This window comes from Dyadobacter sp. Leaf189 (assembly GCF_001424405.1).
GTDB lineage: Bacteria > Bacteroidota > Bacteroidia > Cytophagales > Spirosomataceae > Dyadobacter.
Map to the genome: position 1 here is coordinate 132,254 of NZ_LMPS01000007.1, position 25,037 is coordinate 157,290.

The 25,037-nt window shown below is 46.7% G+C and carries 21 protein-coding genes; 12 read left to right on the top strand and 9 right to left on the bottom strand.

From position 1 onward, the window contains the following. Positions 1–75: 75 nt before the first annotated feature. Genes ASG33_RS22115 through ASG33_RS22125 form a run of 3 tightly spaced genes read left to right on the top strand, consistent with a single transcriptional unit; the run spans position 76 to position 3,777 of the window. Positions 76–1,152, top strand: a complete 1,077-nt coding sequence (locus tag ASG33_RS22115; protein ID WP_056290864.1) for an NAD-dependent epimerase/dehydratase family protein — start codon at positions 76–78, stop codon at positions 1,150–1,152. Between the two features lie 57 nt (positions 1,153–1,209). Then, positions 1,210–2,157, top strand: coding sequence for a glycosyltransferase (locus ASG33_RS22120; protein WP_056290867.1), 948 nt, complete (start codon positions 1,210–1,212; stop codon positions 2,155–2,157). A 6-nt stretch (positions 2,158–2,163) separates the two neighbouring features. Continuing rightward, positions 2,164–3,777 carry a hypothetical protein gene (locus ASG33_RS22125; RefSeq protein ID WP_056290869.1) on the top strand — a complete coding sequence of 538 codons (1,614 nt, stop codon included), beginning with the start codon at positions 2,164–2,166 and terminating at the stop codon, positions 3,775–3,777. Here the strand turns inward: ASG33_RS22125 and ASG33_RS22130 are convergent. The 4 genes from ASG33_RS22130 to ASG33_RS22145 all read right to left on the bottom strand — a co-directional run bounded on the left by ASG33_RS22130 (position 3,769) and on the right by ASG33_RS22145 (position 8,671). After that, complete coding sequence (locus tag ASG33_RS22130; RefSeq protein ID WP_056290871.1) at positions 3,769–4,209, bottom strand: Rrf2 family transcriptional regulator; 441 nt, start codon at positions 4,207–4,209, stop codon at positions 3,769–3,771. The two genes, ASG33_RS22125 and ASG33_RS22130, sit on opposite strands and share 9 nt — an antisense overlap. A gap of 165 nt (positions 4,210–4,374) precedes the next feature. Next, complete coding sequence (locus ASG33_RS22135; RefSeq protein ID WP_056290873.1) at positions 4,375–6,780, bottom strand: 3-hydroxyacyl-CoA dehydrogenase/enoyl-CoA hydratase family protein; 2,406 nt, start codon at positions 6,778–6,780, stop codon at positions 4,375–4,377. A gap of 37 nt (positions 6,781–6,817) precedes the next feature. Beyond that, positions 6,818–7,288: a MarR family winged helix-turn-helix transcriptional regulator gene (locus ASG33_RS22140; RefSeq protein WP_056290875.1), complete on the bottom strand. Its 471-nt coding sequence runs from the start codon at positions 7,286–7,288 to the stop codon at positions 6,818–6,820. Between the two features lie 138 nt (positions 7,289–7,426). Continuing rightward, positions 7,427–8,671 carry a TlpA disulfide reductase family protein gene (locus tag ASG33_RS22145; RefSeq protein ID WP_056290876.1) on the bottom strand — a complete coding sequence of 415 codons (1,245 nt, stop codon included), beginning with the start codon at positions 8,669–8,671 and terminating at the stop codon, positions 7,427–7,429. Between the two features lie 139 nt (positions 8,672–8,810). Here ASG33_RS22145 and rsmH point away from each other — a divergent pair, with 139 nt between their 5' ends. The 5 genes from rsmH to mraY all read left to right on the top strand — a co-directional run bounded on the left by rsmH (position 8,811) and on the right by mraY (position 15,148). Beyond that, a complete protein-coding gene (gene rsmH / locus ASG33_RS22150; RefSeq protein WP_082489373.1) occupies positions 8,811–9,743 on the top strand; it encodes a 16S rRNA (cytosine(1402)-N(4))-methyltransferase RsmH in 933 nt (310 codons plus the stop codon). A 22-nt stretch (positions 9,744–9,765) separates the two neighbouring features. Then, positions 9,766–10,179, top strand: a complete 414-nt coding sequence (locus tag ASG33_RS22155; protein WP_056290878.1) for an FtsL-like putative cell division protein — start codon at positions 9,766–9,768, stop codon at positions 10,177–10,179. A gap of 48 nt (positions 10,180–10,227) precedes the next feature. Beyond that, the gene (locus tag ASG33_RS22160) at positions 10,228–12,372 is read left to right on the top strand and encodes a penicillin-binding protein (RefSeq protein ID WP_056290880.1); all 2,145 of its coding nucleotides are present in this window, start codon (positions 10,228–10,230) and stop codon (positions 12,370–12,372) included. A gap of 7 nt (positions 12,373–12,379) precedes the next feature. Continuing rightward, a complete protein-coding gene (locus ASG33_RS22165; RefSeq protein WP_056290882.1) occupies positions 12,380–13,861 on the top strand; it encodes a UDP-N-acetylmuramoyl-L-alanyl-D-glutamate--2,6-diaminopimelate ligase in 1,482 nt (493 codons plus the stop codon). 72 nt (positions 13,862–13,933) lie between these two features. Beyond that, positions 13,934–15,148: a phospho-N-acetylmuramoyl-pentapeptide-transferase gene (gene mraY / locus ASG33_RS22170; protein WP_056290883.1), complete on the top strand. Its 1,215-nt coding sequence runs from the start codon at positions 13,934–13,936 to the stop codon at positions 15,146–15,148. A 137-nt stretch (positions 15,149–15,285) separates the two neighbouring features. Here the strand turns inward: mraY and ASG33_RS22175 are convergent, their stop codons facing one another. Continuing rightward, entirely contained in the window at positions 15,286–15,855 is a 570-nt protein-coding gene (locus ASG33_RS22175; RefSeq protein WP_056290885.1) for a DUF4136 domain-containing protein, read from the bottom strand. Positions 15,856–15,949: 94 nt separating this feature from the next. Continuing rightward, entirely contained in the window at positions 15,950–16,984 is a 1,035-nt protein-coding gene (gene aroB, locus ASG33_RS22180; RefSeq protein ID WP_056290887.1) for a 3-dehydroquinate synthase, read from the bottom strand. 276 nt (positions 16,985–17,260) lie between these two features. Between aroB and ASG33_RS22185 the strand changes: the two genes are divergently transcribed. Beyond that, complete coding sequence (locus tag ASG33_RS22185) at positions 17,261–18,316, top strand: VOC family protein (protein WP_056290889.1); 1,056 nt, start codon at positions 17,261–17,263, stop codon at positions 18,314–18,316. Here the strand turns inward: ASG33_RS22185 and ASG33_RS22190 are convergent. After that, the gene (locus ASG33_RS22190) at positions 18,313–19,305 is read right to left on the bottom strand and encodes a 1-acyl-sn-glycerol-3-phosphate acyltransferase (protein ID WP_056290891.1); all 993 of its coding nucleotides are present in this window, start codon (positions 19,303–19,305) and stop codon (positions 18,313–18,315) included. The genes ASG33_RS22185 and ASG33_RS22190 overlap by 4 nt on opposite strands. A 153-nt stretch (positions 19,306–19,458) precedes the next feature. Between ASG33_RS22190 and ASG33_RS22195 the strand changes: the two genes are divergently transcribed. From ASG33_RS22195 to ASG33_RS22205, 3 genes are all read left to right on the top strand, one after another. Continuing rightward, complete coding sequence (locus tag ASG33_RS22195) at positions 19,459–20,499, top strand: hypothetical protein (RefSeq protein ID WP_056290893.1); 1,041 nt, start codon at positions 19,459–19,461, stop codon at positions 20,497–20,499. Positions 20,500–20,532: 33 nt separating this feature from the next. After that, entirely contained in the window at positions 20,533–21,381 is an 849-nt protein-coding gene (locus tag ASG33_RS22200; protein ID WP_056290895.1) for a TIGR01459 family HAD-type hydrolase, read from the top strand. 183 nt (positions 21,382–21,564) lie between these two features. After that, a complete protein-coding gene (locus ASG33_RS22205) occupies positions 21,565–23,106 on the top strand; it encodes a YifB family Mg chelatase-like AAA ATPase (RefSeq protein WP_056290897.1) in 1,542 nt (513 codons plus the stop codon). A gap of 91 nt (positions 23,107–23,197) precedes the next feature. Here the strand turns inward: ASG33_RS22205 and ASG33_RS22210 are convergent, their stop codons facing one another. Together ASG33_RS22210 and ASG33_RS22215 are read right to left on the bottom strand one after the other, a co-directional pair. Continuing rightward, positions 23,198–23,986, bottom strand: coding sequence for a hypothetical protein (locus ASG33_RS22210; RefSeq protein ID WP_229238808.1), 789 nt, complete (start codon positions 23,984–23,986; stop codon positions 23,198–23,200). A 193-nt stretch (positions 23,987–24,179) separates the two neighbouring features. After that, complete coding sequence (locus ASG33_RS22215; RefSeq protein ID WP_056290901.1) at positions 24,180–25,001, bottom strand: enoyl-ACP reductase; 822 nt, start codon at positions 24,999–25,001, stop codon at positions 24,180–24,182. Positions 25,002–25,037 lie beyond the last annotated feature (36 nt).

Genomic DNA, 25,037 nt, shown 5'->3' on the forward strand with positions numbered 1-25,037 from the left:
TTTTAATTTACTTTACGTATTCGAGGCAAGTAGATCTGGTATTATCAAGAAATAAGTAATTAAAAATACACTAACATGGATATAGCTTTGGTAACCGGCTCGGCTGGATTAATAGGAAGCGAATCGGTTGCTTTTCTGGCTGGCAAATTTGATCTTGTCATCGGTGTTGACAATAACCTGCGTCAATACTTTTTCGGAGCTGATGGAAATACAGAGTGGAACCGTAACCGTATCCAGGAAGCTTTCGGAAATTATAAGCACTATGCAGCAGATATCAGAGAAGTAAGTGAACTGGAGCCGATTTTTAAAGAATACGGTTCTGATATTAAAATGATTGTTCACGCAGCTGCACAACCAAGCCACGACTGGGCAGCCCGTGAGCCGTTTACCGATTTCGGTGTAAATGCGGTAGGTACGCTGAACATGCTTGAAATGACCAGACTGCACGCTCCTGAGGCAGTATTTATATTTACATCAACAAACAAGGTTTACGGAGATAACCCTAACTATTTGCCACTCGTAGAGCTGGAAACGCGTTGGGAAATCGACGAAAGTCATCCTTATTTCGAGAACGGTATCGACGAAAACCATAGCATTGACCACACAAAGCACTCTATTTTCGGTGCTTCGAAAGTGGCTGCGGATATCATGGTTCAAGAGTACGGCCGCTATTTCGGTATGAAAACTGCCGTGTTCCGCGGAGGCTGTCTGACGGGCCCGAATCACTCAGGCGCACAGCTGCACGGGTTTTTGGCTTACCTGATGAAATGTGCCATTACCGGCAATCACTACACCATTTTTGGTTACAAAGGCAAGCAGGTACGTGACAATATCCACAGCCACGACCTGGTAAATATGTTCTGGCATTTTTATCAAAACCCACGTCCGGGCGAAGTATATAACGCAGGCGGCGGCCGTTTTGCTAACTGTTCAATGCTGGAAGCTATTGCATTGTGCGAGCAGATCACCGGAAACAAGCTCTCTTACTCTTATTCAGATACTAACAGGATCGGCGATCACATCTGGTATGTGAGCGACCTTTCCAAATTCAAGTCCCACTATCCGGATTGGAACTGGGAGTATGGTCTTGTAGAGACTTTAACTCAGATCCACGACGGTATATCTTCCCGGTTGGGCTTAAAAACGGTTTAATTGTATTTTTGAATCTCCGGAGCATTCCGCTTCGGAGATTTCTATTTTCTCCCCCCAATGTCAGAAAACTTTGTCATCATCATTCCCCAATTCAACGACTGGGAGGCGCTGAACCTGCTGATACAAAAGATAAATGCCGACGTTGAAACGTCCATTCTGGCAAATACAACCTTACTTGTTGTCGACGATTGTTCGTCCAGGCTGCGGAAACTTCCCTTTGCGCCGTTTGGTGGCAAAGAGATCAAAGTTTTGCGACTGTACCGTAACCTCGGGCACCAGAAGGCAATTGCAATTGGACTGTCTTATGCTGCCGAAAACCTCAATGCTGATAAGGTGATTGTAATGGACGCAGACGGAGAGGATGCGCCTTCGGATATCAACAGCCTCGTACGCAAATCGCTCGAAGTACCGGATAACATCATTTTTGCGGAAAGGAACAAGCGGACAGAAGGTCCTGTTTTTAGGATTTTTTACGTGATTTATAAATTGATATTCAAGCTGTTAACTGGCAAAGTTATCACCTTCGGAAATTTCAGTCTTGTTCCCCGGAGCCGCCTGCAAAATCTGGTGCGTGTCTCCGAAATCTGGAACAATTATCCTGGTGGGGTTATCAAATCACGCATTCCGTACGATTCTGTACTTACCAATCGTGCAAAAAGACTTGCGGGCGAAAGTAAAATGAACTTCGTTTCCCTCGTTTTACACGGTTTGAGCGCAATTTCTGTGATGATCGATACCACGGCGGTTCGCATTCTGATCTTTTCTATTTTCATGTCGGGGCTGGCAATCGCATTCATTTTTGTGATCCTGTTCCTGAAATTAATAGGTAATGCGACGCCTGGCTGGACTTCTACTTTAGGAAGTACCCTGATGATCCTAATGCTGCAGGCATTTCTGATCTCCCTTTTTCTGGTGTTTATGGTATTACAATACCGTTCGCAGCAACACTTCATTCCGGCCGTGCATTACCGGGATTTCGTAGAAAAGGTAGATACTATCAGCTAGCCGCCTATGTTTACTTTCGATCATTCCCCGACAGTCTATTGGTTGATCGGCTATCTGCTGGCCGGAATGATTGTATTATCTGCGGGTTATAAAAAGCTGCCTTCCGGCGCATTTGTTCTGCTCGGGATCTTGCTGCTTTTTCTGATGCGTATGCCCGTGATCGTGTTCAATCGCGAGCTCAATCCGGATGAGAGCCAGATGCTTAGCCACGCAATCACACTGTTCCAGGATCCTGTTTACTGGCGCTCGGTGGATGGTACTACTATCGGTCCGCTCGATAATTACCTGCTCGTTGTCCCTCGCCTCTTTGGCTTCGAGATCAACTACACCTCCGGTCGGTTGATGGGGCTGCTTTGTTCTGCGGGCTCCCTGCTTTTCCTCTTTTTCTCATTAAAAAACTGGTTTGGCGAGAACACAGCCCGTCTTGTCTGGACCGTGCCGCTTGTTTTACTATCTTTTACGCAGGAAGTTGATTTCGTTCATTATTCCAGTGAGCAATTCCCGGTATTTCTTCTGGCGCTCTGCATTTGGCTGCTATCGAGGATCAGTGTCCAAAATGGAAGTTTGAAGACCAATGCTTTTGTACTCGGGTTGGTTGCAGGCGCTGTTCCGTTTGCCAAATTACAGGCAGTTCCGCAAGCTTTTGTCCTCGTGTTCGCAGCCTTGTTTTATGTATATCAATGGTTCAGAAACCGACACGACACACTGCCGCTGATTTTGCTGCTCCTGGGCGGCATTACCTTTCCATTGATTACCCTGATCTGGACTTTGACTCACGACGTTTTCAGTGATATGATCGATTTTTACCTGTTGGGAAATGCGATTTACGCGGGTGGAAAAGGGTTTTTCGGTATTCCCCGCCAGTTCTGGCGCATTTTCAGTTTATCGCCCGATTTTCAATTTTACACCTTCGCACTTATCCTTCCGATATTGGTTGGTGTTGCCGAGATTATTAATGCAAAAAAGAGGGAAAGTAGCTTTATTGTCTCTCTGACTATTCTTTTGCTGCTGCTGGCGGGCATTTATGCTGTTACCAAATCCGGAAATGACTTTATCCATTACCTCAACTTCTGCATTCTCCCCTGGACCTTACTAGCCGCCGCGGGTATTCAGAGAGTCAGCAAGTTTGCCCTTATTTTTCCTGCTGCGTTTTTGTTATGGTTTGCAGGAAATGATGCAGCGGGTTTCTTGAAGGAAAGGAAAGTCAATAACTTTTATTCTGTGGACGCAACAACACTGGCACAAAGCCCGGTTGTGAAGGAGCTGAAAAAGTACAGTTCCGATGCCGATTACATGATTGTGTGGGGCTGGCAATGCCGGTATTACGTGGAAGCGCAACTGGCGCAAGGTACCGCCGAAAACCATTCTGAGCGATCTATATTCGAACATCCGATGCGGGAAGTTTACCGCACGAGGTATATGTCTGATCTGGAACGTACCAAACCTGCATTTATTCTGGATGCCGTCGGGAAGAACAGCTTCTGGGTCCAGGACAAAAAAGCGCAGGGCATTGAAAGCTACCCTGCGCTATTGACTTACGTCCAAAACAATTACAAGTATATCGGAGACTTCGACGGTACGCGACTGTTTGTCCGCAATGACCGGGCGGTATTAAGGTAAAATTTCTGACCCTGCATTTTCAGCACGCAGCAGGTCCGTCAGTGTTGTTTTATCCAGGACGGCCAGGTTAGCGTCGCGCCACCTTTCCAGCACAGTGCGCAGGCTGCACGTTTCTTCGTCTTTGCAATCATCACAACGACCATAAAAGAACATTGAAACGCACAAAGCGGGTGCGATTGGCCCGTCGATAATCCGCAGTACTTTGGAAAAATTGACTTCTCCCGGCGGCATTCTCAGCAGGTATCCGCCGCCTTTTCCTTTTTGACTTTGTAAAACACCATTATTGCGCAGGTCGAGCAGAATCGCCTCCAGGAACTTCTTCGGGATTTTCTCCTTCTCTGCAATGTAAGATATCAGTACAGGACCTTTTCCATATTGCTCCGCTAAAACTTTTAGGGCTTTCAGCGCGTATTTGGCTTTTTTCGAAATCATTGTTGATTATAAGGCTCTTCTTGTGGTTGGGATCGGCGCAAAGATTAAATGGTTTTAGAAAAGATTTGAGTTGATCAATTCTAAATATCGAATTTTTGGGCGAAAATCCTAATATTCAAAAACACAAATTCGCCTGCTTATAATTCCATTTCGGGAATGCAGCAGCTAGTTACGCGGTGGCTTGCCTCCATTTAGCAGTCCCTGCATTCTTTCCAGCGTTTTCTTTTCGCCGCAGAGTGAAAGGAACGCTTCGCGTTCAAGGTCAAGCAGGTATTGTTCCGTAACTAGCTGAGGATAACTCAGATCTCCTCCATTGATGACGTACGCCAGCTTGTTAGCAATTTTTGCATCGTGGTCACTGATGTAATTGGCGAGCCGCATTTGTGCGATCCCAGCCATAAACAGCGCCATTCCGGTTTTGCCCTGCACTTTGATATCATTGCGCTGCTTGGGCTGCGTATATCCATTATCCGCCAGGTCGAGCGCAGCCTGTTTTGCTTCTGCGATGAGCCGTGAGCGGTTGAGTACGATCTGGTCTTTTTCCTGCAGATAGTTCATTTCAAGTGCCTCCTGCGCCGATGTGGATACTTTGGCCTGCGCAATGTTCATAAATGCAGTCTGCAGGATATTGAGTTCGGGATCCCCCGCTTTATACAGATCTGAGCAGCGCAATGCCATTTCTTTGGTTCCGCCACCGGCTGGAATTAATCCCACACCCAGTTCAACAAGACCAATGTAGGTTTCTGCGTGTGCCACGATCTTGTCTGCATGTAAGTTGAGCTCGCAGCCGCCACCCAACGCAAGTGTATGCGGTGCGGTTACAACCGGGATAGACGAGTAACGTGCGCGCATCATCGTTTGCTGGAACTGCGCAATTACCATATTGATCTCGTCAAATTCCTGCTCTATCGCAAACATGAAAAGCATCGCCAGGTTTGCGCCAGCTGAAAATGCTTCGCTGGATTCGTTGCCGATCACCAGTCCGCGGAAATCTTTTTCTGCAATGCTGATCCCCTTTTGAATGCCCTCGATCACTTCCGCGCCCATGGTATTCATTTTGGATTTGAATTCCAGGTTCAGAATTCCGTCGCCCAGGTCGTACAGGTTGGCGCCTGCATTCTTCCAAACCATGTTTTGGGACAGGTTACTCAGGATTACAAAGCTGTCCTGACCTGGGATCCTCCGGTAAGATCTGGACTGGATATCATAATACAGCCGCTTTCCATTCTCTATTTTATAGAAAGATTCATTCCCCGCTTCCACCATCTCGTACACCCAGGCGGCAGGTTTTTGGTCAAGGCTTTCCATGATTCCTAGCATGTTTTTCAGCCCGATCGCATCCCAGGTTTCAAACAGACCATACTGCCAGCCAAAGCCGGAAGCTATCGCCTGATCAATGCGGAATATCTCGTCTGATATTTCAGGAATGCGGAAAGTGGCATAGCGGAAAATGTCAGCGAAGGTTTTTCTGTAAAAATCACCTGCTTTATCCTGGCCGGCGAGCAGTACCGGAAACCGCTTCCAAACATCGCTGATCGCCTTGGTACCTTCCAATGTGGCAAACTTTACCTTTTCGGAAGGTTTGTATTCCAAAGTTTCAAAGTCCAGCGCCAGGATTACAGACTTGCCTTTTTCGTCTTTTACTTTCTTATAAAATCCCTGGCCGGTTTTGTCTCCCAACCATTTGTTATCAAATAATTTCTGCATAACAGAAGGAAGGACAAATGCGTCGCGCGATTCGTCTTTTCCTTCTCCCGAAGCGTATAAGTTGTTGGCAACGTGCACTGTGGTATCCAGGCCGACTACGTCGGAAAGCCGGTAAGTACCCGATTTAGGGCGACCGGCGATGGGGCCGGTAAGCTTATCCACTTCATCCACGCTCAGGCCCATTTCTTCGGCCACACGGATCGTCTGGATCAGTGCGTAAATGCCGAGGCGGTTGGCAATGAAGCCGGGTGTATCTTTACAGAGAACGGTTGTTTTACCTAAAAACAAATCGCCGTAATGCATTAAAAAGTCAATTACCTGCTGATCCGTTTGTTGGGTAGGGATAATTTCGAGCAAGCGAAGGTATCTTGGCGGATTGAAGAAGTGGGTGCCGCAAAAGTGCTTTTGGAAATCCTCACTGCGGCCCTCCGCCATCAAATGGATGGGGATGCCCGAAGTGTTGGAAGTAATGAGGGTACCCGGCTTGCGAAGCGCATCCACTTTCTCGAAAAGGCTTTTTTTAATGTCCAACCGCTCCACTACAACCTCGATTACCCAATCATAATTCTTGATATCAGCCAGGTTATCTTCAAAATTTCCGGTTTTGATGCGGGAGGCAAATGGCGGACTGTAAAGCGACGCGGGAGTTGCCTTAAGCGTTTGCTGCAGCGATTCGTTAACAATTTTATTTCTGAAAGCAGGGTGCTCAGCAGAAATTCCCTTTGCCTTTTCAGCTTCGGAAAGCTCTTTTGGGACAATATCAAGCAAAAGCACTTCCACACCGATATTGGCAAAGTGACAGGCGATCCTGGAACCCATGATGCCGGAACCCAGCACAGCTACTTTACGGATTGAACGATTCATCAGTTAAAGATTTTGGTTTTTAGAATAGCAGCAAAAGTCAGAATGCTTCTTCCGCATCGCCTTCGCCGGCTTTAAGTCTCTGGTTTTCTTCCTCTACCAGCCTGTTAATGTCTTTTATTACATCAAAAAACGTGACCAGCTTTTCAAGCGGTATCTTATCCCTCACCATTGTATTAAAAGAAATGACGCCTTCCCGGGCCAGCTCGCGTTTTTCCTTGCCCAGCTCGGTCAGTACAATCCTTACAAAACGTTTATCATTTTCACTCACCTCCCGCTTGATCAATCCCTTCTCTTCCAATGTTTTGAGCATCCTGACGAGGCTTCGTGGCTCCATTCCGAGCAGCGGGGCGATCTTGGTGGCAGGTGTACCGTTTTCAATGTCAATATTCAAAAGCACATAGCCCACCGACATGGTTGTGTCGTAACGCGCCGCATAAGCATTGTACATTCTCGATATAGAATGCCAGGCCCGTTTTATCTGAAAATCAACCGTTTTCTCTTTCCGCATTGGTCTTGATCTGCTAAATGATATCAGTTAAGCCTTGTTCACAAATGTAAAAACCGCAGTAGTATTATGCAAGCATACTATTTTTTGGTCAAAAAAGTACACCGCGTTGGCTGGTCGCGGTGTATCGGGTATAATAACTTACTTTTCGCTGATCAGCTTGTCCATAAGCGTATTGAACTCAGTGACAAACTCATCGTAGTACTTTCCGGTACCCGGACCTGAGAATCCGGTGTGTATCTCGCGTACTTTCCCTTTTTTGTCGAGGAAAATGGTAGTCGGGTAGGACATTACTTTGTTGAGCATAGGGAGCGCTTTCGCGGTAGCTTCGTCGGTGCTTGTGCCGGCCAGCACAACGGGGTACTGAATGCCGAAACGCTCAACCATTTTGGTGATTTTAGGATTAGCCACTTCCGGTTTGTCCGAACGTTCGAATGCAAGCCCGATGATCTCTACGCCACGGTCTTTATTCTTTTCGTACCAGGGTTGCAGGAAGTTGGTTTCGTCCATACAGTTGGGGCACCACGAGCCGAGGATCTGGATAATAACCGGCTTACCCGCGAAACGGGGATCTTTCAAGGTCCATTCCTTTCCGCTCGGATCTGCAAATTTGAAGTCAACTGTTTCGAATCCGGGTTTCATGAAGGTCAGCTTCACAGGATCGGGTAGTATCGCATTGGGATCGAGAGTCGCGTTCCAGCTTCTGAAACCTTTAATCCCTGACCATAAAGACCCGCTCATTTTTCCGTCTTTTACCGCGGCCTTGAAAAGTTTTGCATTGGACCCGTCGAATGTGGATAAGTACAAACTATCGCCATTCACACTGCCGGTTAAGTAACGGTAGTCTCCTGTAGTTGTCAAAAATGAACCTGTTACTTCTGTTCCTTTCTGCGTCAAAGTCCCGAGCGCCTGGGTAGAATCTCCGGTTTCGTCATTGATAAAAACCGTGGCCCATTTACCGGAAACATTCTGCGTGCTCTTCGCTTGTCCCTCTTTAAAGAATGTATATTTCTCGCCAAATTTTGCTTCAAATGGAAGCGAACCGGATACAGTTCCGTTTGCGAGGCGGTAGTAAGTGCCTTTTAAATGTTCTTCTTCTGCTTTTGCAACGATTTTGGCATCAAAAAGCTGCATGGTAATAACGAGTGAATCGTTCTCGAAATAGGCAGTGTCCATACTGAGTTTTTCTGCATCGTTCAATGCATAAACGTTGTACGTTTTCCCGTCGGCGTTTTTGGATATATCGAGCAGGAACGGAAGCTCCTGATTGTCACGGTTGAGCGTAGCTCTCCAGATGCCATTTTTAAGATTGGCTTCAGAGGCAGATTTGCAGCCGATTTGGAATACTAAAAATAATAGCGAGGCTGCCGAAATGATTGCTCTCATAAACAGTTTGTTATAGTATAAATGTAAGTGCGGCAAGAAAATTAAATCCGATGTAAGGCGCAATTCCTACGATCTAAAATTGCTAAGTTTGTAACTGCCGCCTGGCAAAAATTAGTTCCTAAAAACGTTTCTTTTCACAATGGATCAACCAAGTACCTATCACGAACCTGTTATGTTACAGGAATGTCTTGAGGGATTGCAAATTGATCCGGCCGGTATTTATGTCGATGTCACTTTTGGCGGTGGCGGGCATTCCAGGGCAATACTTGATCAGCTTACTACCGGTCACCTGTTTTCATTTGACCAGGATCCCGACGCGGCGGTGAATGCACAAGCCTTCAAAGGCGATCCCCGCTTTACATTTATAGCTGCCAATTTCAGGCATTTGAGGCGCTATCTCAAATTGCACAAAGCCGAAAAGGTAAATGGTATCCTGGCCGACCTGGGCGTTTCTTCACACCAGATCAATACACCCGAAAGAGGGTTCTCCACCAGATTTGAGGCTGACCTCGATATGCGGATGAACCCGGGTGTTGACAAAACGGCCCGCGAAGTCTTAAATTCGAGGTCGGCGCGGGAGCTGCAGCGCATTCTGGGAATGTACGGAGAAGTAACCAATGCCAGAACAGCGGCCGATGCGATCTTTGCGGCGCGCTACAATACACCCATTGAAACGGTCAATGATTTAAAAAGCATTCTGCTTCGCTTTGCGCCGAAACACCGTGAAAACAAGTATTTCGCGCAAGTTTTCCAGGCATTGCGGATTGAAGTAAATGACGAGTTGCTGGTACTTGAAGAGTTTCTCTCACAAGTTCCCGAGGTGCTTGCTCCCGGTGGCAGACTGGTGGTTATGTCGTACCATTCGCTGGAAGACAGGCTTGTCAAAAATTTTATACAAAAGGGAAAGTTTGACGGTGAAGTTGAAAAAGACTTTTACGGAAATGTTTTAAAACCTTTAAACAGCGTTACCAGAAAGCCTGTGGAGGCAACTGAGGAGGAAGTAGCGAGGAATCCGCGTGCAAGAAGTGCGAAGTTGCGGATCGCCGAAAAAGAGCAGGTTTTTGCTGAGTGAACGATAATTTGGAGGAATTAGAATGGCAGAGAACAAGAGAAAACCGAAACCGATTGCGCCCAAACCGCCTAAAAAGAAGCGGGAATACCACCTTTTTAACTGGCTTAATAAATTTTTACCCCTCGATAAGGTCTTTGGTGATAAAACACCCGGACGTGAAGAGCGGCTTCCAGTCAAATATTTCTACTATTTTGGCTGGGTTGTGATCCTGCTGGTCGCTTACGAGCGGATCGGATTTCAGTCTGAGCAGTATGTGCGGAATAGTATCAAGCTCAAAAAGGAAGTGGACGATCTGCGGGCCGAGTACCATTCGGTCCATTCCGAATATCAGAAAAGCAAAAAACAGTCGGTTATTATCGAAAAAGTAAAGGCGACCGGCCTGGAAGAAAACCTGACCCCTCCTAAAAAGATCTTTGTCAAGGCAGACGAATATTAATCCGCATTCAACTCTGAAAATCGTCAAAAGTAATTTTTTCTTCCCGGTATGAAGAACGAAATCGAAAGTGGTCAAAACAACAAGAAGGCACTTATTAACAGGGCGCGGACTGTCGGCTGGCTGTTGTTCGTGCTGGCTATACTTGTTTTCGTAAAGCTGATCCGCGTACAGTTTTATGACGAGTTCAAAGGCAAAACCTGGGCTGAGTATTCTGTAAAAAATGACCTGAAACTCGACACGATCCCTGCAATGCGCGGGAATATCTATTCCAATGATAAAAGCCTGCTAGCCACTTCGCTGCCTTACTACTTCGTTGGTCTGGACACGAAAGTAGCCGACTCTACCTACTTCTACGATCACCTGGATGAGCTCGCTTCCTTGCTCGCCAGGAGCTTCAAAGAAAACACAGCAGCGGGTTACCGCAGTAAGATCCTGAAATATCGCGTAAGCAAATCGAAAAGGTACCTGCGCCTGAAAAGTCGTGAGATCAGTTACCTCGAACGCGAGAAGATCAAGCAGTGGCCGTTTTTTGCCAAAAACAGAAAAGGCGGTGGAGGTAAGTTTGAAACGATCTACAAACGCTACAAACCATATAGTCCGATGGCGGACCGCACGATCGGCGGGATCGATCCGAAAACCGGGCGGGGCTATATCGGTCTTGAAGCCAGTTTTGACAAAATCCTGGAAGGAAAGTCGGGGATAGGCTGGGTAGAAATGGTCGAAGGCGGAATGAAAATCCCGGTGGGGGACGCGTTGAATGTACAGCCGCAGGCCGGCCGGGATGTGTACACTACCCTCGACATGAAGATCCAGGATATGGCCGAGATTGCATTGCGCCGGAAGCTGACGGAAATGGATGCAGACTTTGGTTCTGTGGTGATCATGGAAGTAAAAACAGGTGAAATCCGTGCTATGGCGAACCTGACCAAACGTGGCGACAATAAATACGAAGAGGTTTTCAACTATGCACTGGCCGGCAGCAATGACCCGGGTTCGACTTTCAAGCTGGCTACGATGATGGCGCTTCTCGAGGAGACGCACATGGACCCTGACAAGATCATGGTGAATACGGGAAATGGTGCAATGCGGTTTCGGGCTAATATCATCCGCGATGCACACCGTGGTGGCTTTGGGACGATCACAGCCTCGCAGGTTTTGGAAAAATCGTCGAACATCGGGATTGTACAGCTGATGATGCGGTATTTTGCCAATAAACCTGATAAGTACCTGGCTTACCTCAAACAATTTCACCTGACGGAACCTACCGATATCCAGATGAAAGGCGAAAAGCCACCACTGATACGTACTCCTGCTTCAAAGCAATGGAGCTCTTACTCGATGTACTACATGGCGCATGGTTATGAAATGCAAATGACGCCACTCCAAACGCTGGCACTCTATAATGCAGTGGCAAACGATGGTTACTGGGTGCGGCCGATGATCGTGAAAGAAATCCGTAATGCGGAGGAGATCGAAGATAAAATGGAGCCTTATGTAACGGAAAAGCCGATTTGCTCGCCTGAAACAGTCCGCAAAGTGAAGAAAATGCTGGAAGGTGTTGTGAATAACGGTTTGGCAAAACACATAAAAAGCGACTTGTACCAGATTGCGGGAAAAACCGGAACCGCCAGGAAGCTGATCAATGGCATTTATACCGAAGGAAAGAACTATACTTCGTTCGCAGGTTACTTCCCTGCTGATAAACCCAAGTACAGCTGCATTGTGGTAATTGACAATCCCAAGAGCTCGGGTGCAGACTATACCCGGTATGCGGGTAGTGTAGCGGCGCCGGTGTTCAAAGAAGTAGCCGACCGCATTTATGCTTCCGAAGTGGGCATTCAGAAGCCGGTTAAAGATTCCATTCCGGAAGAATCCAAGCCTGTTAAATGGGCGGGCAGAACTTCTGATCTGAGGGTGATCAGCAAAGAACTGAAACTTACACCTGCGCCGGAAGATGCGGAATACGCGGCTGCTTCCCTTTACAAAAAGGGGAAAACAAACTGGCGGTCTGCCGATGTACTATCCAAAGAAGTGCCCGATTTGCAGGGAATGTCGATGCGGGATGCGCTTTATCTGTTGGAGAACAAAGGGTATAAAGTAACTTTCAAGGGATCGGGTAAGGTGGTGGAACAATCGTTGCCGCCAGGTGCCAACAAGGAGGGAATTAAAACAATACTATTAACCTTACAGTAGCCTCTTGATGGACAACAATCAGGATAAAAAACTAAGTACGCTTCTTTCTGACGTAAACGGTGCCCAGGTAACGGGTTCTGATGATATAACGGTCAATGCACTTGTACTTGACTCACGCAAAATTCTTCGCGGCAGTCTGTTCGTGGCACTCAGAGGAACGCAGACAGACGGGCACCAGTATATTGGGAAAGCAACAGAAATGGGCGCGAGTGCCATTTTATGTGAAGAACTGCCCGTGCAAATCAGTGAGCACGTCACCTATATCCAGGTAGAGGACTCGGCGGCAGCAATGGGACTCATCGCCTCTGCTTTTTACGGACATCCTTCCAGAAAGGTAAAACTGGTGGGAGTGACAGGGACCAATGGAAAAACGTCGGTTGCGACCTTCCTTTTTCAGCTGTTCCGCGCGCTGGGCTACCGGTGCGGGCTGCTTTCTACTGTTCAAAACCAGATCGAAGACGAGGTAATCGCCTCTACGCATACCACGCCTGATTCCATTGCATTGAATCACCTGCTTTCGCAAATGGCGGCTAAAAACTGCACGCACGTGTTCATGGAAGTGAGCTCGCATTCAGTGGCGCAGCACAGGATTACAGGTCTTCAATTTGCCGGTGGTATTTTTACCAACATCACCCACGACCATCTTGATTTCCATAAAACCTTTGACAACTATATCGCTGCCAAAAAAGGCTTTTTTGATCAGCTGCCGAAAGGTGCTTTTGCATTGGTGAATATCGACGACCGCAGAGGAGCTGTAATGGTGCAGAATACAAAGGCGAGAATTGAAACCTATTCTTTGCAGACGCTCGCGACTTTCAAGGGAAAGATCATTTCCGATACGCTGGCCGGCATGCATATGGATGTGAACAACCAGGAAGTCTGGTTCAGGGTGATTGGCCGGTTTAATGCATACAATCTGCTTTCAGTATACGGGGCGGCGGTTTTGCTGGGTGAGAAGGAAGATCTGGTACTGACCGAATTGTCTAACCTGAAAAGTCCTCCCGGCAGATTTGAGCAATTCCATTCTGCCGATGAGATCGTCGGGATCGTGGATTATGCACATACCCCCGATGCACTTGAAAATGTACTGGAAACAATCACGCATTTACGGAATGGAAATGAGCAGGTGATTACCGTTGTGGGCTGCGGAGGAAACCGCGATGCTGAAAAGCGGCCGAAAATGGCTGCTATTGCATGCAAGTTCAGCAATAAGGTAATTCTGACTTCGGATAACCCGAGGTTTGAAGATCCAATGGACATTCTGGAACAAATGCAAAAGGGAGTACCGCCACTGGACTACAAAAAAACAACTACCATTGCCGACCGCCGGGAAGCAATTTTCAAAGCCGGACTGGCGGCAAATCCAGGTGACATTATATTGATTGCAGGAAAAGGCCACGAGAATTATCAGGATATACAGGGCGTCAAACACCATTTTGATGACAAGGAAATATTGCTCGAAGTATTCGAAAAGCGGTATTCCAATTAAAAACACAATGGCTTTTTGCGTAGTCTTGGAAAAGCCCCAACTTTGCAGCCGTCACCCCCAATAAGCTTTTTCATGCTCTATTACCTATTTGATTATCTGGACAGGAACTTCAATATACCCGGCGCGGGGGTGTTCCAGTACATTTCTTTCCGCGCATTGGGAGCAACTGTGCTGTCACTTTTTATTGCTGCCACTTATGGTAAGTCGATAATCAATTTTTTGAGGAGAAAGCAAATGGGCGAGTCGATCCGTGACCTTGGGCTGGCCGGACAAATGGAAAAAGCGGGTACTCCAACAATGGGCGGCTTTATCATCCTGGCTTCGCTGCTGATCCCGGTAATCCTCTTCGCAAAACTCACCAATGTTTACATTGTATTGCTGATCATAACTGCCATTTGGACTGGTTTGATCGGGTTTATAGACGATTATCTCAAGAAATTCAAAAATAACAAAGACGGGCTGCATGGCCGCTTCAAGATTGTTGGCCAGGTGGGATTAGGTATTATCGTGGGTGTCACGCTGTCTTTTAATGACAGCGTGCGGATCAGGATATATGATCAACCGTTACTTAGTTCAAGTTTAGGCGAAATCCAGCGCTACCGCGACATTATTCACCCGACAGTCACGACAATCCCTTTTACCAAAAACAATGAATTTGATTATAAGACATTGCTTTTTGGTTGGCTGCCGGAAGAATATACCTGGGTGATTTACACGATCGTCGCCATTTTTATCATTACCGCCATTTCGAATGGGGCGAATATAACAGACGGAATTGACGGCCTCGCGGCAGGTGTTTCGGGTATTATTGCATTGACGCTCGGGGTACTGGCTTATCTTTCAGGTAATACCAAGTTCTCGCAGTATCTGAACATTATGTACATTCCAAACTCAGGTGAGCTGGTGATTTTCTGTGCGGCATTTATAGGTGCCTGTGTCGGGTTTTTATGGTATAATGCATACCCCGCGCAAGTATTTATGGGTGATACGGGCAGCTTGATGCTGGGCGGGGTAATTGCTGTAATTGCGCTCGCAATCCGTAAAGAATGGCTTATTCCTATTATGTGCGGCATTTTCATAGCTGAAAACATGTCGGTGATCATGCAAGTCAGCTATTTCAAATATACAAAGCGAAAATACGGCGAAGGCAGGCGCATATTCCTGATGTCGCCCCTGCACCATCATTATCAGAAAAGGGGAATCCACGAGTCAAAAATCGTAACCAGGTTCTGGATCGTAGGAATTATCCTGGCAATCCTAACGCTTGCGACGCTGAAGTTACGGTAAAAGGTGAGCCCTTTTTTGTTTTAAGCCTTAGCTTAGAGCTCGCTAGTTTCAAGCCGTCGGCTAAAGCCGACGGTAAAAGATTAGCAAGTTCCTGTCCGTCGGCTTCAGCCGACGGCTACCGGGCTAAAGCGGACGGCTTAGCGCCCTACGGCCTCGCTGTATCTTCTTGGATCGTAGCCTTTCGCGAAAAGTGGATATTGATCAAAAATCCGCCTTACGACGCTTCTGTAATGGTTATTTGAGTTTTCAACCCCTTTGAAGATTCCCGACGCATAACCTCTCCAAACTACCTGGTCGCTCTCCGCGTCGATTAGCGACACGATCAGTGTTCCCTTGTCTAGTGCATATTTGATAGGTTCATAGCGGAAGCCGTCATTTTCAGTATCCACCCAGTTTTTAATAACCGGCTGCATATAGCCCTGATAGCGAAGGTTATCGTAGAAAATTCCGTAGTTAACCAGCAGCGTAGGTTTGTCTGCCGTGAGTTTGTACCCACGCACCTGCATTTGCCGGCGAATCGCTTCGTAGATCTCGGTACAAAGGTTGTTGGTATCACGTTCACATTCCAGGAACGTATAGGAAGAGTAATCTTTGAAATTGGTTTCGTAACTGTAATCGTGCTCAACGAACACTTTCCGGCCGCTGGAGCAGCCCGCTATGATCATTACAAGAAGTAGTGCAGAATAGATAGAAATAGACCTCAGCATAAGCGTTTAATTTGTCAGGTTGAATAAAATATATCTGTAATCGTTTGATACAAAACATTCTAACCAATAACTTATAACTGACTCCTGGTAAAAACTATCCCAAATAATAAGCTATTGATTTACGCATTTCAGGAGCTGTAACTACTATATCATACGCACATTGCCCTGCTCCTTTCAGCAATGAAAACCGCACTTCTTTTCCTCTGTTCTTTTTATCCTGCTTCGTCAATGCAATGATTTCCTCGACATCTTCGCTACTGATCTTCACTTTTCCGTAAGTCGCGAAAATGAATTCTTCGATCTCGGTCAGCGTATCCTGTGTGATCATTTTACGCTCAAACGACAGATAACTTTCCATGATCATCCCGATTGCGATCGCTTCGCCGTGGTAAAGCCTTTTATTTGCCGATTTGTTCAAGAAGCAGGTTTCTACCGCATGCCCCAGCGTATGTCCGAAATTCAGGATCTTACGCAGCCCTTTCTCAGTTGGATCCTGGTCTACCACGTTCTGCTTGATCTTTACGGAATGCGCGATGAGGTCAGGCCATTTCTGCGTTTCAAAATCTTTTTGTCTGATTTCGTCCCATTTCGCAGCATCTGCAATCAGACAGTGCTTGATGATTTCTGCGAATCCCGACCTAACTTCTCTCTCAGGTAAGCTGCCTAGAAAAGAAGGGTCGATCAAAACACTTTTTGGAATATTAAAAACACCTAAGTGGTTTTTAAAACCCTGAAAATCAATTCCCAATTTCCCTCCGACACTGGCATCAACCTGTGAAAGCAAGGTCGTCGGCACCTGTATAAAATCTATTCCACGTTTGTAAACTGCCGCGCAAAAACCACCCATATCTCCGATCACCCCGCCACCTATATTGATGACTAATGCGTGCCGGTCAAGTTCTTCTTTTGTCATTGCCTCCCAGATCTTCTCACAGGTCGACAAAGTCTTATTCGCTTCGCCGCTTGGAACTGTGACGACGGTATGTTTTGGTAAAACCTCTTTCAAAGTCGGATAACAATACTTTTTGGTATTACTATCGGCAATAACAACGACTTTCGAATAATTGGCGGCACTTAAAAAATCCGGCAAGCTTTCGCTTATCGGCGCAATGATAACTGACTGATTCATTCCAGGTTGAATTGAGACAAGCTCATCACAGATACGATGAGCGCATCCAAATGGATGCGTAGATTTCACGTTTTTTGAAATAAAATTCTGGAAATCTCATTTAAAGATAGGAATTATAATGTTCATCAAAGAAAGCTTTCAGCTTTGTTGATCAGAAAAATTTTCCACACTCCACATTTTGCCGGCAACTGTGCCACACGGCCGCTGGTTTGCGTTTTATTTCGTAAAATTGCCTTTCCAAGTTTAAGCAATTGATCCAATTTTTTCCCTCAACGAATGAGTGCTGCACTGATCTCAGGAATCCAACAAGTAGGAATAGGTGTTCAAAACGTGCCCGACGCATGGAAGTGGTACCGGCAGGTACTGGGCTTTGACGTACCGGTTTTTGACGAAAAGGCAGAGGCTCCTTTGATGATCCCCTACACGGGCGGAAAAGTACATCAGCGGCATGCTGTGCTCGCCATCAATATGGCTGGCGGAGGCGGGCTGGAAATCTGGTCATTCACCAGCCGCCAGTCTCAGCTACCTGGCTTTAAGGTCGAGCCAGGCGATCTGGGGATCAATGCGATCCGCTTCAAGGCGCCTGACGTTCATAAAGCGCATGCGTGGATAAAAAGTCAGTCGAAAGAGAAAGTAGGACCGATTGTGAAGCTGCCGGAAGGCGAAGGTTTCTGGGGAAATGATCCTTACGGTAATATCTTTCAGATTACAACAGACAATACGTGGTTTCAAAAAACGGGCTCGCCGATAGGAGGAGTTGCGGGTGTGGTAGTGGGCGTTTCAGATATTGATCAATCCCTTGCCTTTTATAAAAGCTTGTTACAACCGCTGGAAGTGGTTTATGACGAAACCGGCGTTTTCTCGGATATACCATCGTCCCTGCCAAACCAGCAATTCCGCAGAATGCTGCTCCGCAAGAAATTTACCCCTGAAGGTGCATTCAGTAAGTTGTTGGGCGATATTCAGATCGAGCTGGTCCAGGCGCTGGACCGGACTCCCAAAAAAATATTCGAAAACCGTTACTGGGGAGATTGCGGCTACATTCACTTGTGCTTTGACACACTTGATATGAATGCCCTAAAAAGCAAGTTGCAATCGCAGGGTTACCCATTCACAATCGACAGCGAAAGCTCTTTCGGAATGGAAGCAGCGGCCGGGCGTTTTGCGTATCTGGAAGATCCTGACGGCACATTGATCGAGCTGGTAGAAACACATAAGGTACCAATCTTGAAGAAAATCGGCTGGTTTATGGATTTACAAAAACGAAAAACGCAGAAGCCGCTCCCCGACTGGATGTTGAAAACAATGGGTTTCGGCCGTGTGAAAGATTAATGTTTGATCACTTTGTACCTGCTGCCAATCCAGGCAAGCAGCGGCAAGCCGAAAAAGACGATTAATGCAGTCGACCACCCAGCAAATGCGCCGATAATCAATGCGAGGAGCGTGACGATTACGGGATACAGGTACATCAGCATTCCAAATAATACGGAATCGTAAAATACAGACCGTCCGGTTAACTGGGCGGTCTTTTTTGTGAAGAATGAGTAAAGCGGCGCGTGGATCATCCTGCCGATCCAGCCTAATCCTCGCATAACAGGATTGGTGCGCGGCGGAACTGTGCAGTCGCTGAAAAAGGAATCGAGTATTCTGTTGCGCTCCTGTACCGAGGCTTCTGCCGGGATTGTGAGGATTACCTCATTCATTTTTCGTTCCAAAATCTCATTGAACTCCCGGAGCCACTTTTCATATTCCTGCGGACTGGTATGAATCTCGTCCTGACTGATTGGCTGACCGAATTTCAATGCGACACGTTTATGAGGCCCGCGAAAATTCTCATAGTTGAGCCCGGTCGGTATTACTTTCATTTGCGGCAATGCATCTTCTCCGAACCAGATTTTATACGCCATTCGGGCCGTGCCTTTTCCCAGCGGGCGCAAGCGCCATTCATTGACACAGATACCTTCTGAAAACACCACAACAGCATCATTTTTCTTTAATGCATCGTGACTTTCCTGGGCCGTCACATCGTGATTTTTGACGTACTGCCGCCCTTCCGAGCCACGGAAAACAGGTATCAGGTTGATCTGCCTTAACCAGAAAGCAGCAGCTTTTTTCTTGAAAACATCCCCGCGTGTCAACGTATGAATTGGCTGGCTCAGCACCGAGCCGATCACAACCGCATCGAAAAAAGAATCAGGGTGATTGGAAGCCAGAAGCAGCGGCTTTCCTTTTGGCAACCTGTCGAAATGCGAGACGCAAAGCTTTCTTAAATAAATCGGCAATGCCAGACGAACGAGAAAACGGGAGAAGTAGTAAAACAAAATGAATGCGGTAAGTTTTTACAAAATTATGTGATTATTTTTTTATTTATCCAGTCAGCTTTCCTTATAGGCGCATTGAAGTTGCTAACTTTGAAAAACTGCTTGTAACTGGCAATAAGAACATCGACAGGCTAAATTGTAACATATAAAGCAATGCGTTTAAAAGATTATCCGGCAATTATCCGTCAGGCCTGGGCTGGTTTTGATAATTCGATCGGTGTCAAGTTTGTAGAAGATATCAGTGCGAGGGTATCTACCAACCATGTTTTCAGGGTAACACTGGACAATGATGATAAAGTAATCGCCAAGCTGTCATATTTTGGTAAATACGAGCATTTCAAGGAGGATCATCGCATTATACAGGCGCTTTCCAATAACCTGCTTTACCCTTTTGAAAACGTACTCGCCAAATCACTTTTTAAGAACAATCAGGTTTATACATATCGTTACCAGGAGGATTTTGTGGATACCTGGGTCGTTTTTTACAATCCGATCAGGGCGGCTAACCGTTTGCCCCGCCGGTTGAATGAAGACCAGATCAGGAAGCTGGGTGCCGAGGCCGCGAAGTTCCACCAGGCGTGTTTTCGAGCAGGCCGGTCTATTCCCAAATCTTCCAAAAACCTGAGGACCGATATTCAGCACTTGCTGGATATTCTTGAAACGGATACGGGGCAGTATGAACACCGTGGCTATATCAACATCCTCAAAAGGCAATGCGATATATTTATGAAAAATATACAGCGCCTCAATGTAAGCGGATTCGATCTGATGCCCGTTTTCGTAGACTGGAACATCGGGAATTTTTCGGTAACAGACGACCTGAAACTCTTTTCAAGATGGGACTACGACTGGTTTCGTGTCTCGTCCAGGGTAATGGATTTCTATTTCTTCAGCCGGGTTTGTTCCAATGTGGGCGACAAGACGGTTTTCAGTTATCTGATCGGGCCGCTGATGGAAGAACGCTTTATGATTTTCCTTGAAGAATACCATAAGATATATCCATTAACGGAGCGTGAGGTGCGGTTTATGAAGGAAGCTTACCGGTTCTTTATCCTGAATTATGTGATAAAATACGGGAAATACTTTTTCCACCGGGCTTACTGCGCCAAGCTTCAGAAAGAAGCTTACGAGCTTTATTTTCCGTCCATTGATGGTTTTGACGCGGACAAAATTCTCAAAAGATTAAATATATAGGCTTTCGCAGGCCACACTTTCACTTCCTTTACTATGGTTCTTGACAATTTCAGATCAGTTATTTCCAAATATGATGTCATATTCTTTGATGCCTTCGGTGTTCTAAAAACTTACAACGGGTTGATTCCGGGGATTGAGAAAACTTTTCAGTACCTGAACGATACCGGGAAAGATTTTTACGTGGTGACCAATGATGCTTCCCGCAGTCCGGAACAGCTCGCTGATTCGTACTTCAAAATGGGTATCAATGATGTGACAGCCGACCGGATCATTTCTTCGGGAATGCTGGCCCGTGAGTACCTCGACTACAAATTCCGTGACGGGCTCGTGGCTTATGTGGGTACCGACAATTCTGCGCATTACATTGAAACGCTAGGGTTAAAAACCATTTCAATCCGCCAGGTGAACCTTGACGAGGCAGCCAGCATTAATGCGCTTGTTTTTCTGGATGATGAAGGTTTTGACTGGAACACGGATTTGACAAAAACCCTGAACCTGCTTCGTAAACGAAACATTCCTGTCATTGTAGCCAATACTGACAAAACATACCCTGCTTCAAAGAACCGCCTTTCCATCGCAGTAGGTGCATTGGCAAAAATGATTGAAGACACGATCGGGAGACAGTTCATCCGCTTTGGAAAACCTGATCCGCAGATGTTCATTTTTGCTTATCAGCACATTAAAAACTATCCGAACGTAAGCAAGCGGAACATTCTCATGGTGGGAGATACCCTGCATACCGACATTCTCGGAGGTAATAAATTCGGGCTTGATACCGCGCTGGTACTGACCGGGAATACACAGGCCGAAGATGCCGAGGTGCGTATCAGGGCTACGGGTATCATTCCAACCTATATCTCTGTGTCTGCAGTGGTTGAATAAGTACATTCAGGGAAGCTACGCAGCTTCCGAAGGTTAATCCATGCGCCCCATTTGCACATCTGTTCCAGCCGTTGACTATCGGCTGTGAAGGTTCCTTGTTGTCTGGACCTAAAATTTCACTTGGTTTGTACTATGCAGGCTGTTTGCCTGACTTAATCTGTTTTTACTCAAAGTAACACACACATGTTAGCTAAAACTTACGGAAGCGCCGTGTTCGGCGTAGATGCTACCATCATCACCATCGAAGTTAATGTAGGGCAGGGACTCGGCTTCTTTATGGTCGGGCTGGCGGATAGTGCGGTGAAGGAGAGCCAGCAGCGGGTGGAGGCGTCTCTCAAATACTTTGGTTATAAAATGCCGAGGCAGAAACTGGTCGTTAACCTCGCGCCTGCCGATATCCGTAAAGAAGGTTCTGCATACGATCTGCCGATTGCACTTTGTACGCTACTCACCTCCGAGCAGCTGACCTGTGAGCGGAGTTTGGAAGACTATATCATCCTGGGGGAGCTTTCGCTAGACGGAATTCTGCGGCCAATAAAAGGAGTGCTCCCGATCGCCATTGAAGCACGGAAGCAGGGTTTTAAAGGAGTGATCCTGCCCGCTGAAAATGCATATGAAGCCGCAATTGTCAATAATATCGATGTGATACCCGTCGAAAATCTGCCCGATGCAATCGCGTTTTTTGAAGGAAAGCTGGATATACCACCTGTAAAGGTTGATACGCGCGATTTGTTCTTTGCCAATCAGAACGAGTATGATGCTGATTTTGAGCATGTGCAAGGTCAGGAGAATATCAAGCGCGCACTTGAAATTACGGCGGCGGGCGGGCATAATGCGATCATGATTGGTCCGCCGGGAGCCGGCAAAACAATGCTGGCAAAACGGATACCCAGTATTTTGCCTCCACTCAGTTTGCCCGAAGCATTGGAAACTACCAAAATCCATTCAGTAGCAGGCAAGCTGGGGCAGCGCGCTACCCTCGTTTCGCGCCGGCCGTTTCGTGCGCCGCACCATTCGATCAGCGACGTTGCGCTGGTGGGAGGAGGGAGTTACCCGCAGCCCGGGGAAATATCACTCGCGCATAACGGCGTGCTGTTTTTGGACGAGCTGCCCGAATTCAAGCGAACAGTGCTGGAAGTAATGCGGCAGCCGCTGGAAGAAAGAAAAGTATGCATTTCCCGAGCCAAAATGGCGGTGGAGTACCCGGCCAACTTCATGCTCATTGCAAGTATGAACCCCTGCCCTTGCGGCTACTACAATCACCCTGACAGGGAGTGTGTATGCGGGCCGGGAGTTGTTCAAAAGTACCTCAACAAGATCAGCGGTCCATTGCTTGACCGCATCGACTTGCACGTGGAAGTTACGCCGGTGTCGTTCGACCAGATATCATCTACCCGGAAATCTGAAAGCAGCGCCGAAATACGGGAGCGTGTGATTCGTGCGCGGCTTATGCAAACGGAGCGTTTTAAGGACAAAAAAGAGATTTATTCCAATGCGATGATGACGCCGGAAATGGTGAAGGAAATCTGCGTGATTGAAGAAGCAGGCAAGACGCTTTTGCGTAAGGCAATGGAAAGACTGGGGCTCTCAGCCCGCGCCTATGACCGCATTCTGAAAGTCTCCCGCACAATCGCCGATCTCGCCGGCAGTGAATCAATCAAAGTAGAGCACCTCGCCGAGGCGATCCAGTACCGCAGTCTGGACCGGGAGAACTGGGCTGGGTGATAGCTAAAATTACTAAACATAAAGGCAATTTTCGACGAGGAGGAAAACCAGAAAATACTTCAAAGCTTTCTGGCTTCCCCTTCGGTTTAACTCAAAGCTCCTCTACACTCACCCCACCCAGCTCCTGAAATAGCGTTTGCCAGTAATGCGTTACGTGCGGGTTGTTTTCTTTGGTGGAAGCAGTTGGTTCAAATGGTGACACAATCGTAACCTGCGGCGAGCCTATCGCATATTGAGCCAGCTTTTTAGTATCTGCCTTTGCATCTGCCTCTGCCTCGGCGTCAGTTTTTGGCGGCTGAATGTGGAAATCCCTGCGGTCTGCACCCTTTACACTTTCCACCATATCACTGAAATAGTAGACCTTTACTTCCGATCCGCTTTCGCCGGCTTTGGCAATTACAGGCAAGCTTGCCCAAATATCCGTTTGCAAGTTGGAAGCGCCTGTGTTCTGCTGGTTTAATTTGGCCAGTAACTGCCTCAAATATATCCCCTTTTCTTTTTGAAGTGCGAGCTGGAATGCAGTCTCAATGCCCTCACGGTCGGTTGCATTTGCGCTTTCCATATCATCTTTCTCACTTCTTACAGTCAGCGACAACGCGCGTGCTTTTGAGGTATTTTCGTGGATAAAATACACTTCCAGCTTATCGCCTTTGTTCCGCATGTTGGTTTCTACAATATCTGTCAGCGTCTGCCGGTACTTTTCATTGACATAGTTCCTGTCTACATGCACGCTCTGTGTTTTATCCAAAAAAACCAATGTATAGATAGGGGTATCAGGAGCTGACTTCGTTTCTTCCTTCTCGCCGCCACAGGAAAGGAATGAAAAGGAAGCAGTGAAAAGCAAAAGAGCAGCCAATAGCCGCGCTTGTTTTCTATTCAAAATACGATCTGAAAAAAGCCGATTTATCCGAGGTTTCATAGGGTCAATTTAATTTGGCTAAAACTAATCTGTTCATAAATAGCACACAACGGCAAACGGGTGAGTGGTGGAAATATTTTAAGTAAAAACAGAAAACCCTTCAAAACGTGTGCCTTGAAGGGTTTTACTTATGATGTTCTGTGTGATCAGCGGATTATTTATGTTGCTCCTGGATCAGCTCAACCAATTCTTCCGAGATACCTGTCGATGAGTAACCGCCGTCGTGGTAGAGGTTCTGCATGGTAACAAAACGGGTGAGATCGGAGAAGAGCGTGATCGCATAATTGGCGCAATCATCTGCCGAAGCATTCCCCAGCGGACTCATTTTATCTGCAAAATCATAAAATGCATCAAATCCCGCTATTCCCGAACCAGCTTTTGTTTTGGTAGGAGACTGTGAAATCGTATTTACGCGAACGTTCTTCGCTTTTCCATAACGGTATCCATAGCTGCGGGCAATGCTTTCCAGCAATGCTTTCGCCTCGGCCATATCATTATAGAAAGAGTAGGTTCTTTGGGCTGCAATGTAGGATAATGCAACAACTGAACCCCATTCGTTCAATGCGTCCTGCTTCTCGGCCACCTGCATGAATTTGTGCAGTGAAAGTGCAGAGATATCAAGTCCTTTTTGAAACCATTCATAGTTCAGATCGCCATATTCTTTGCCTTTTCTCACATTCAGAGACATTCCGATTGAATGCAGCACAAAGTCTATTTTGCCACCCAGTACTTCGGTTGATTTGCTGAAAAGGTTTTCTATATCCTCAATAGATGTAGCATCGGCAGGAATGATTTCGGCTTCACATTGTTTGGCCAGCTCGTTGATCGCGCCCATACGCATTGCGATCGGCGCATTGGTCAATGTGAACGTAGCACCTTCTTCTTTTGCTTTCAAGGCTACTTTCCAGGCGATCGAGTTTTCGTCCAATGCACCTGAAATAATTCCTCTTTTTCCTTTTAATAAACCGTAAGCCATATTTTCCTCTCTATTGATTAATTAGGATAAGTCCGT

Excerpts from the sequence above, each read along its gene's own strand:
- ASG33_RS22115 (WP_056290864.1), top strand. The coding sequence starts at position 76 with ATGGATATAGCTTTGGTAACCGGCTCGGCTGGATTAATAGGAAGCGAA.
- ASG33_RS22120 (WP_056290867.1), top strand. The coding sequence starts at position 1,210 with ATGTCAGAAAACTTTGTCATCATCATTCCCCAATTCAACGACTGGGAG.
- ASG33_RS22125 (WP_056290869.1), top strand. The coding sequence starts at position 2,164 with ATGTTTACTTTCGATCATTCCCCGACAGTCTATTGGTTGATCGGCTAT.
- ASG33_RS22130 (WP_056290871.1), bottom strand. The coding sequence starts at position 4,209 with ATGATTTCGAAAAAAGCCAAATACGCGCTGAAAGCCCTAAAAGTTTTA.
- ASG33_RS22135 (WP_056290873.1), bottom strand. The coding sequence starts at position 6,780 with ATGAATCGTTCAATCCGTAAAGTAGCTGTGCTGGGTTCCGGCATCATG.
- ASG33_RS22140 (WP_056290875.1), bottom strand. The coding sequence starts at position 7,288 with ATGCGGAAAGAGAAAACGGTTGATTTTCAGATAAAACGGGCCTGGCAT.
- ASG33_RS22145 (WP_056290876.1), bottom strand. The coding sequence starts at position 8,671 with ATGAGAGCAATCATTTCGGCAGCCTCGCTATTATTTTTAGTATTCCAA.
- rsmH (WP_082489373.1), top strand. The coding sequence starts at position 8,811 with ATGGATCAACCAAGTACCTATCACGAACCTGTTATGTTACAGGAATGT.
- ASG33_RS22155 (WP_056290878.1), top strand. The coding sequence starts at position 9,766 with ATGGCAGAGAACAAGAGAAAACCGAAACCGATTGCGCCCAAACCGCCT.
- ASG33_RS22160 (WP_056290880.1), top strand. The coding sequence starts at position 10,228 with ATGAAGAACGAAATCGAAAGTGGTCAAAACAACAAGAAGGCACTTATT.
- ASG33_RS22165 (WP_056290882.1), top strand. The coding sequence starts at position 12,380 with ATGGACAACAATCAGGATAAAAAACTAAGTACGCTTCTTTCTGACGTA.
- mraY (WP_056290883.1), top strand. The coding sequence starts at position 13,934 with ATGCTCTATTACCTATTTGATTATCTGGACAGGAACTTCAATATACCC.
- ASG33_RS22175 (WP_056290885.1), bottom strand. The coding sequence starts at position 15,855 with ATGCTGAGGTCTATTTCTATCTATTCTGCACTACTTCTTGTAATGATC.
- aroB (WP_056290887.1), bottom strand. The coding sequence starts at position 16,984 with ATGAATCAGTCAGTTATCATTGCGCCGATAAGCGAAAGCTTGCCGGAT.
- ASG33_RS22185 (WP_056290889.1), top strand. The coding sequence starts at position 17,261 with ATGAGTGCTGCACTGATCTCAGGAATCCAACAAGTAGGAATAGGTGTT.
- ASG33_RS22195 (WP_056290893.1), top strand. The coding sequence starts at position 19,459 with ATGCGTTTAAAAGATTATCCGGCAATTATCCGTCAGGCCTGGGCTGGT.
- ASG33_RS22200 (WP_056290895.1), top strand. The coding sequence starts at position 20,533 with ATGGTTCTTGACAATTTCAGATCAGTTATTTCCAAATATGATGTCATA.
- ASG33_RS22205 (WP_056290897.1), top strand. The coding sequence starts at position 21,565 with ATGTTAGCTAAAACTTACGGAAGCGCCGTGTTCGGCGTAGATGCTACC.
- ASG33_RS22215 (WP_056290901.1), bottom strand. The coding sequence starts at position 25,001 with ATGGCTTACGGTTTATTAAAAGGAAAAAGAGGAATTATTTCAGGTGCA.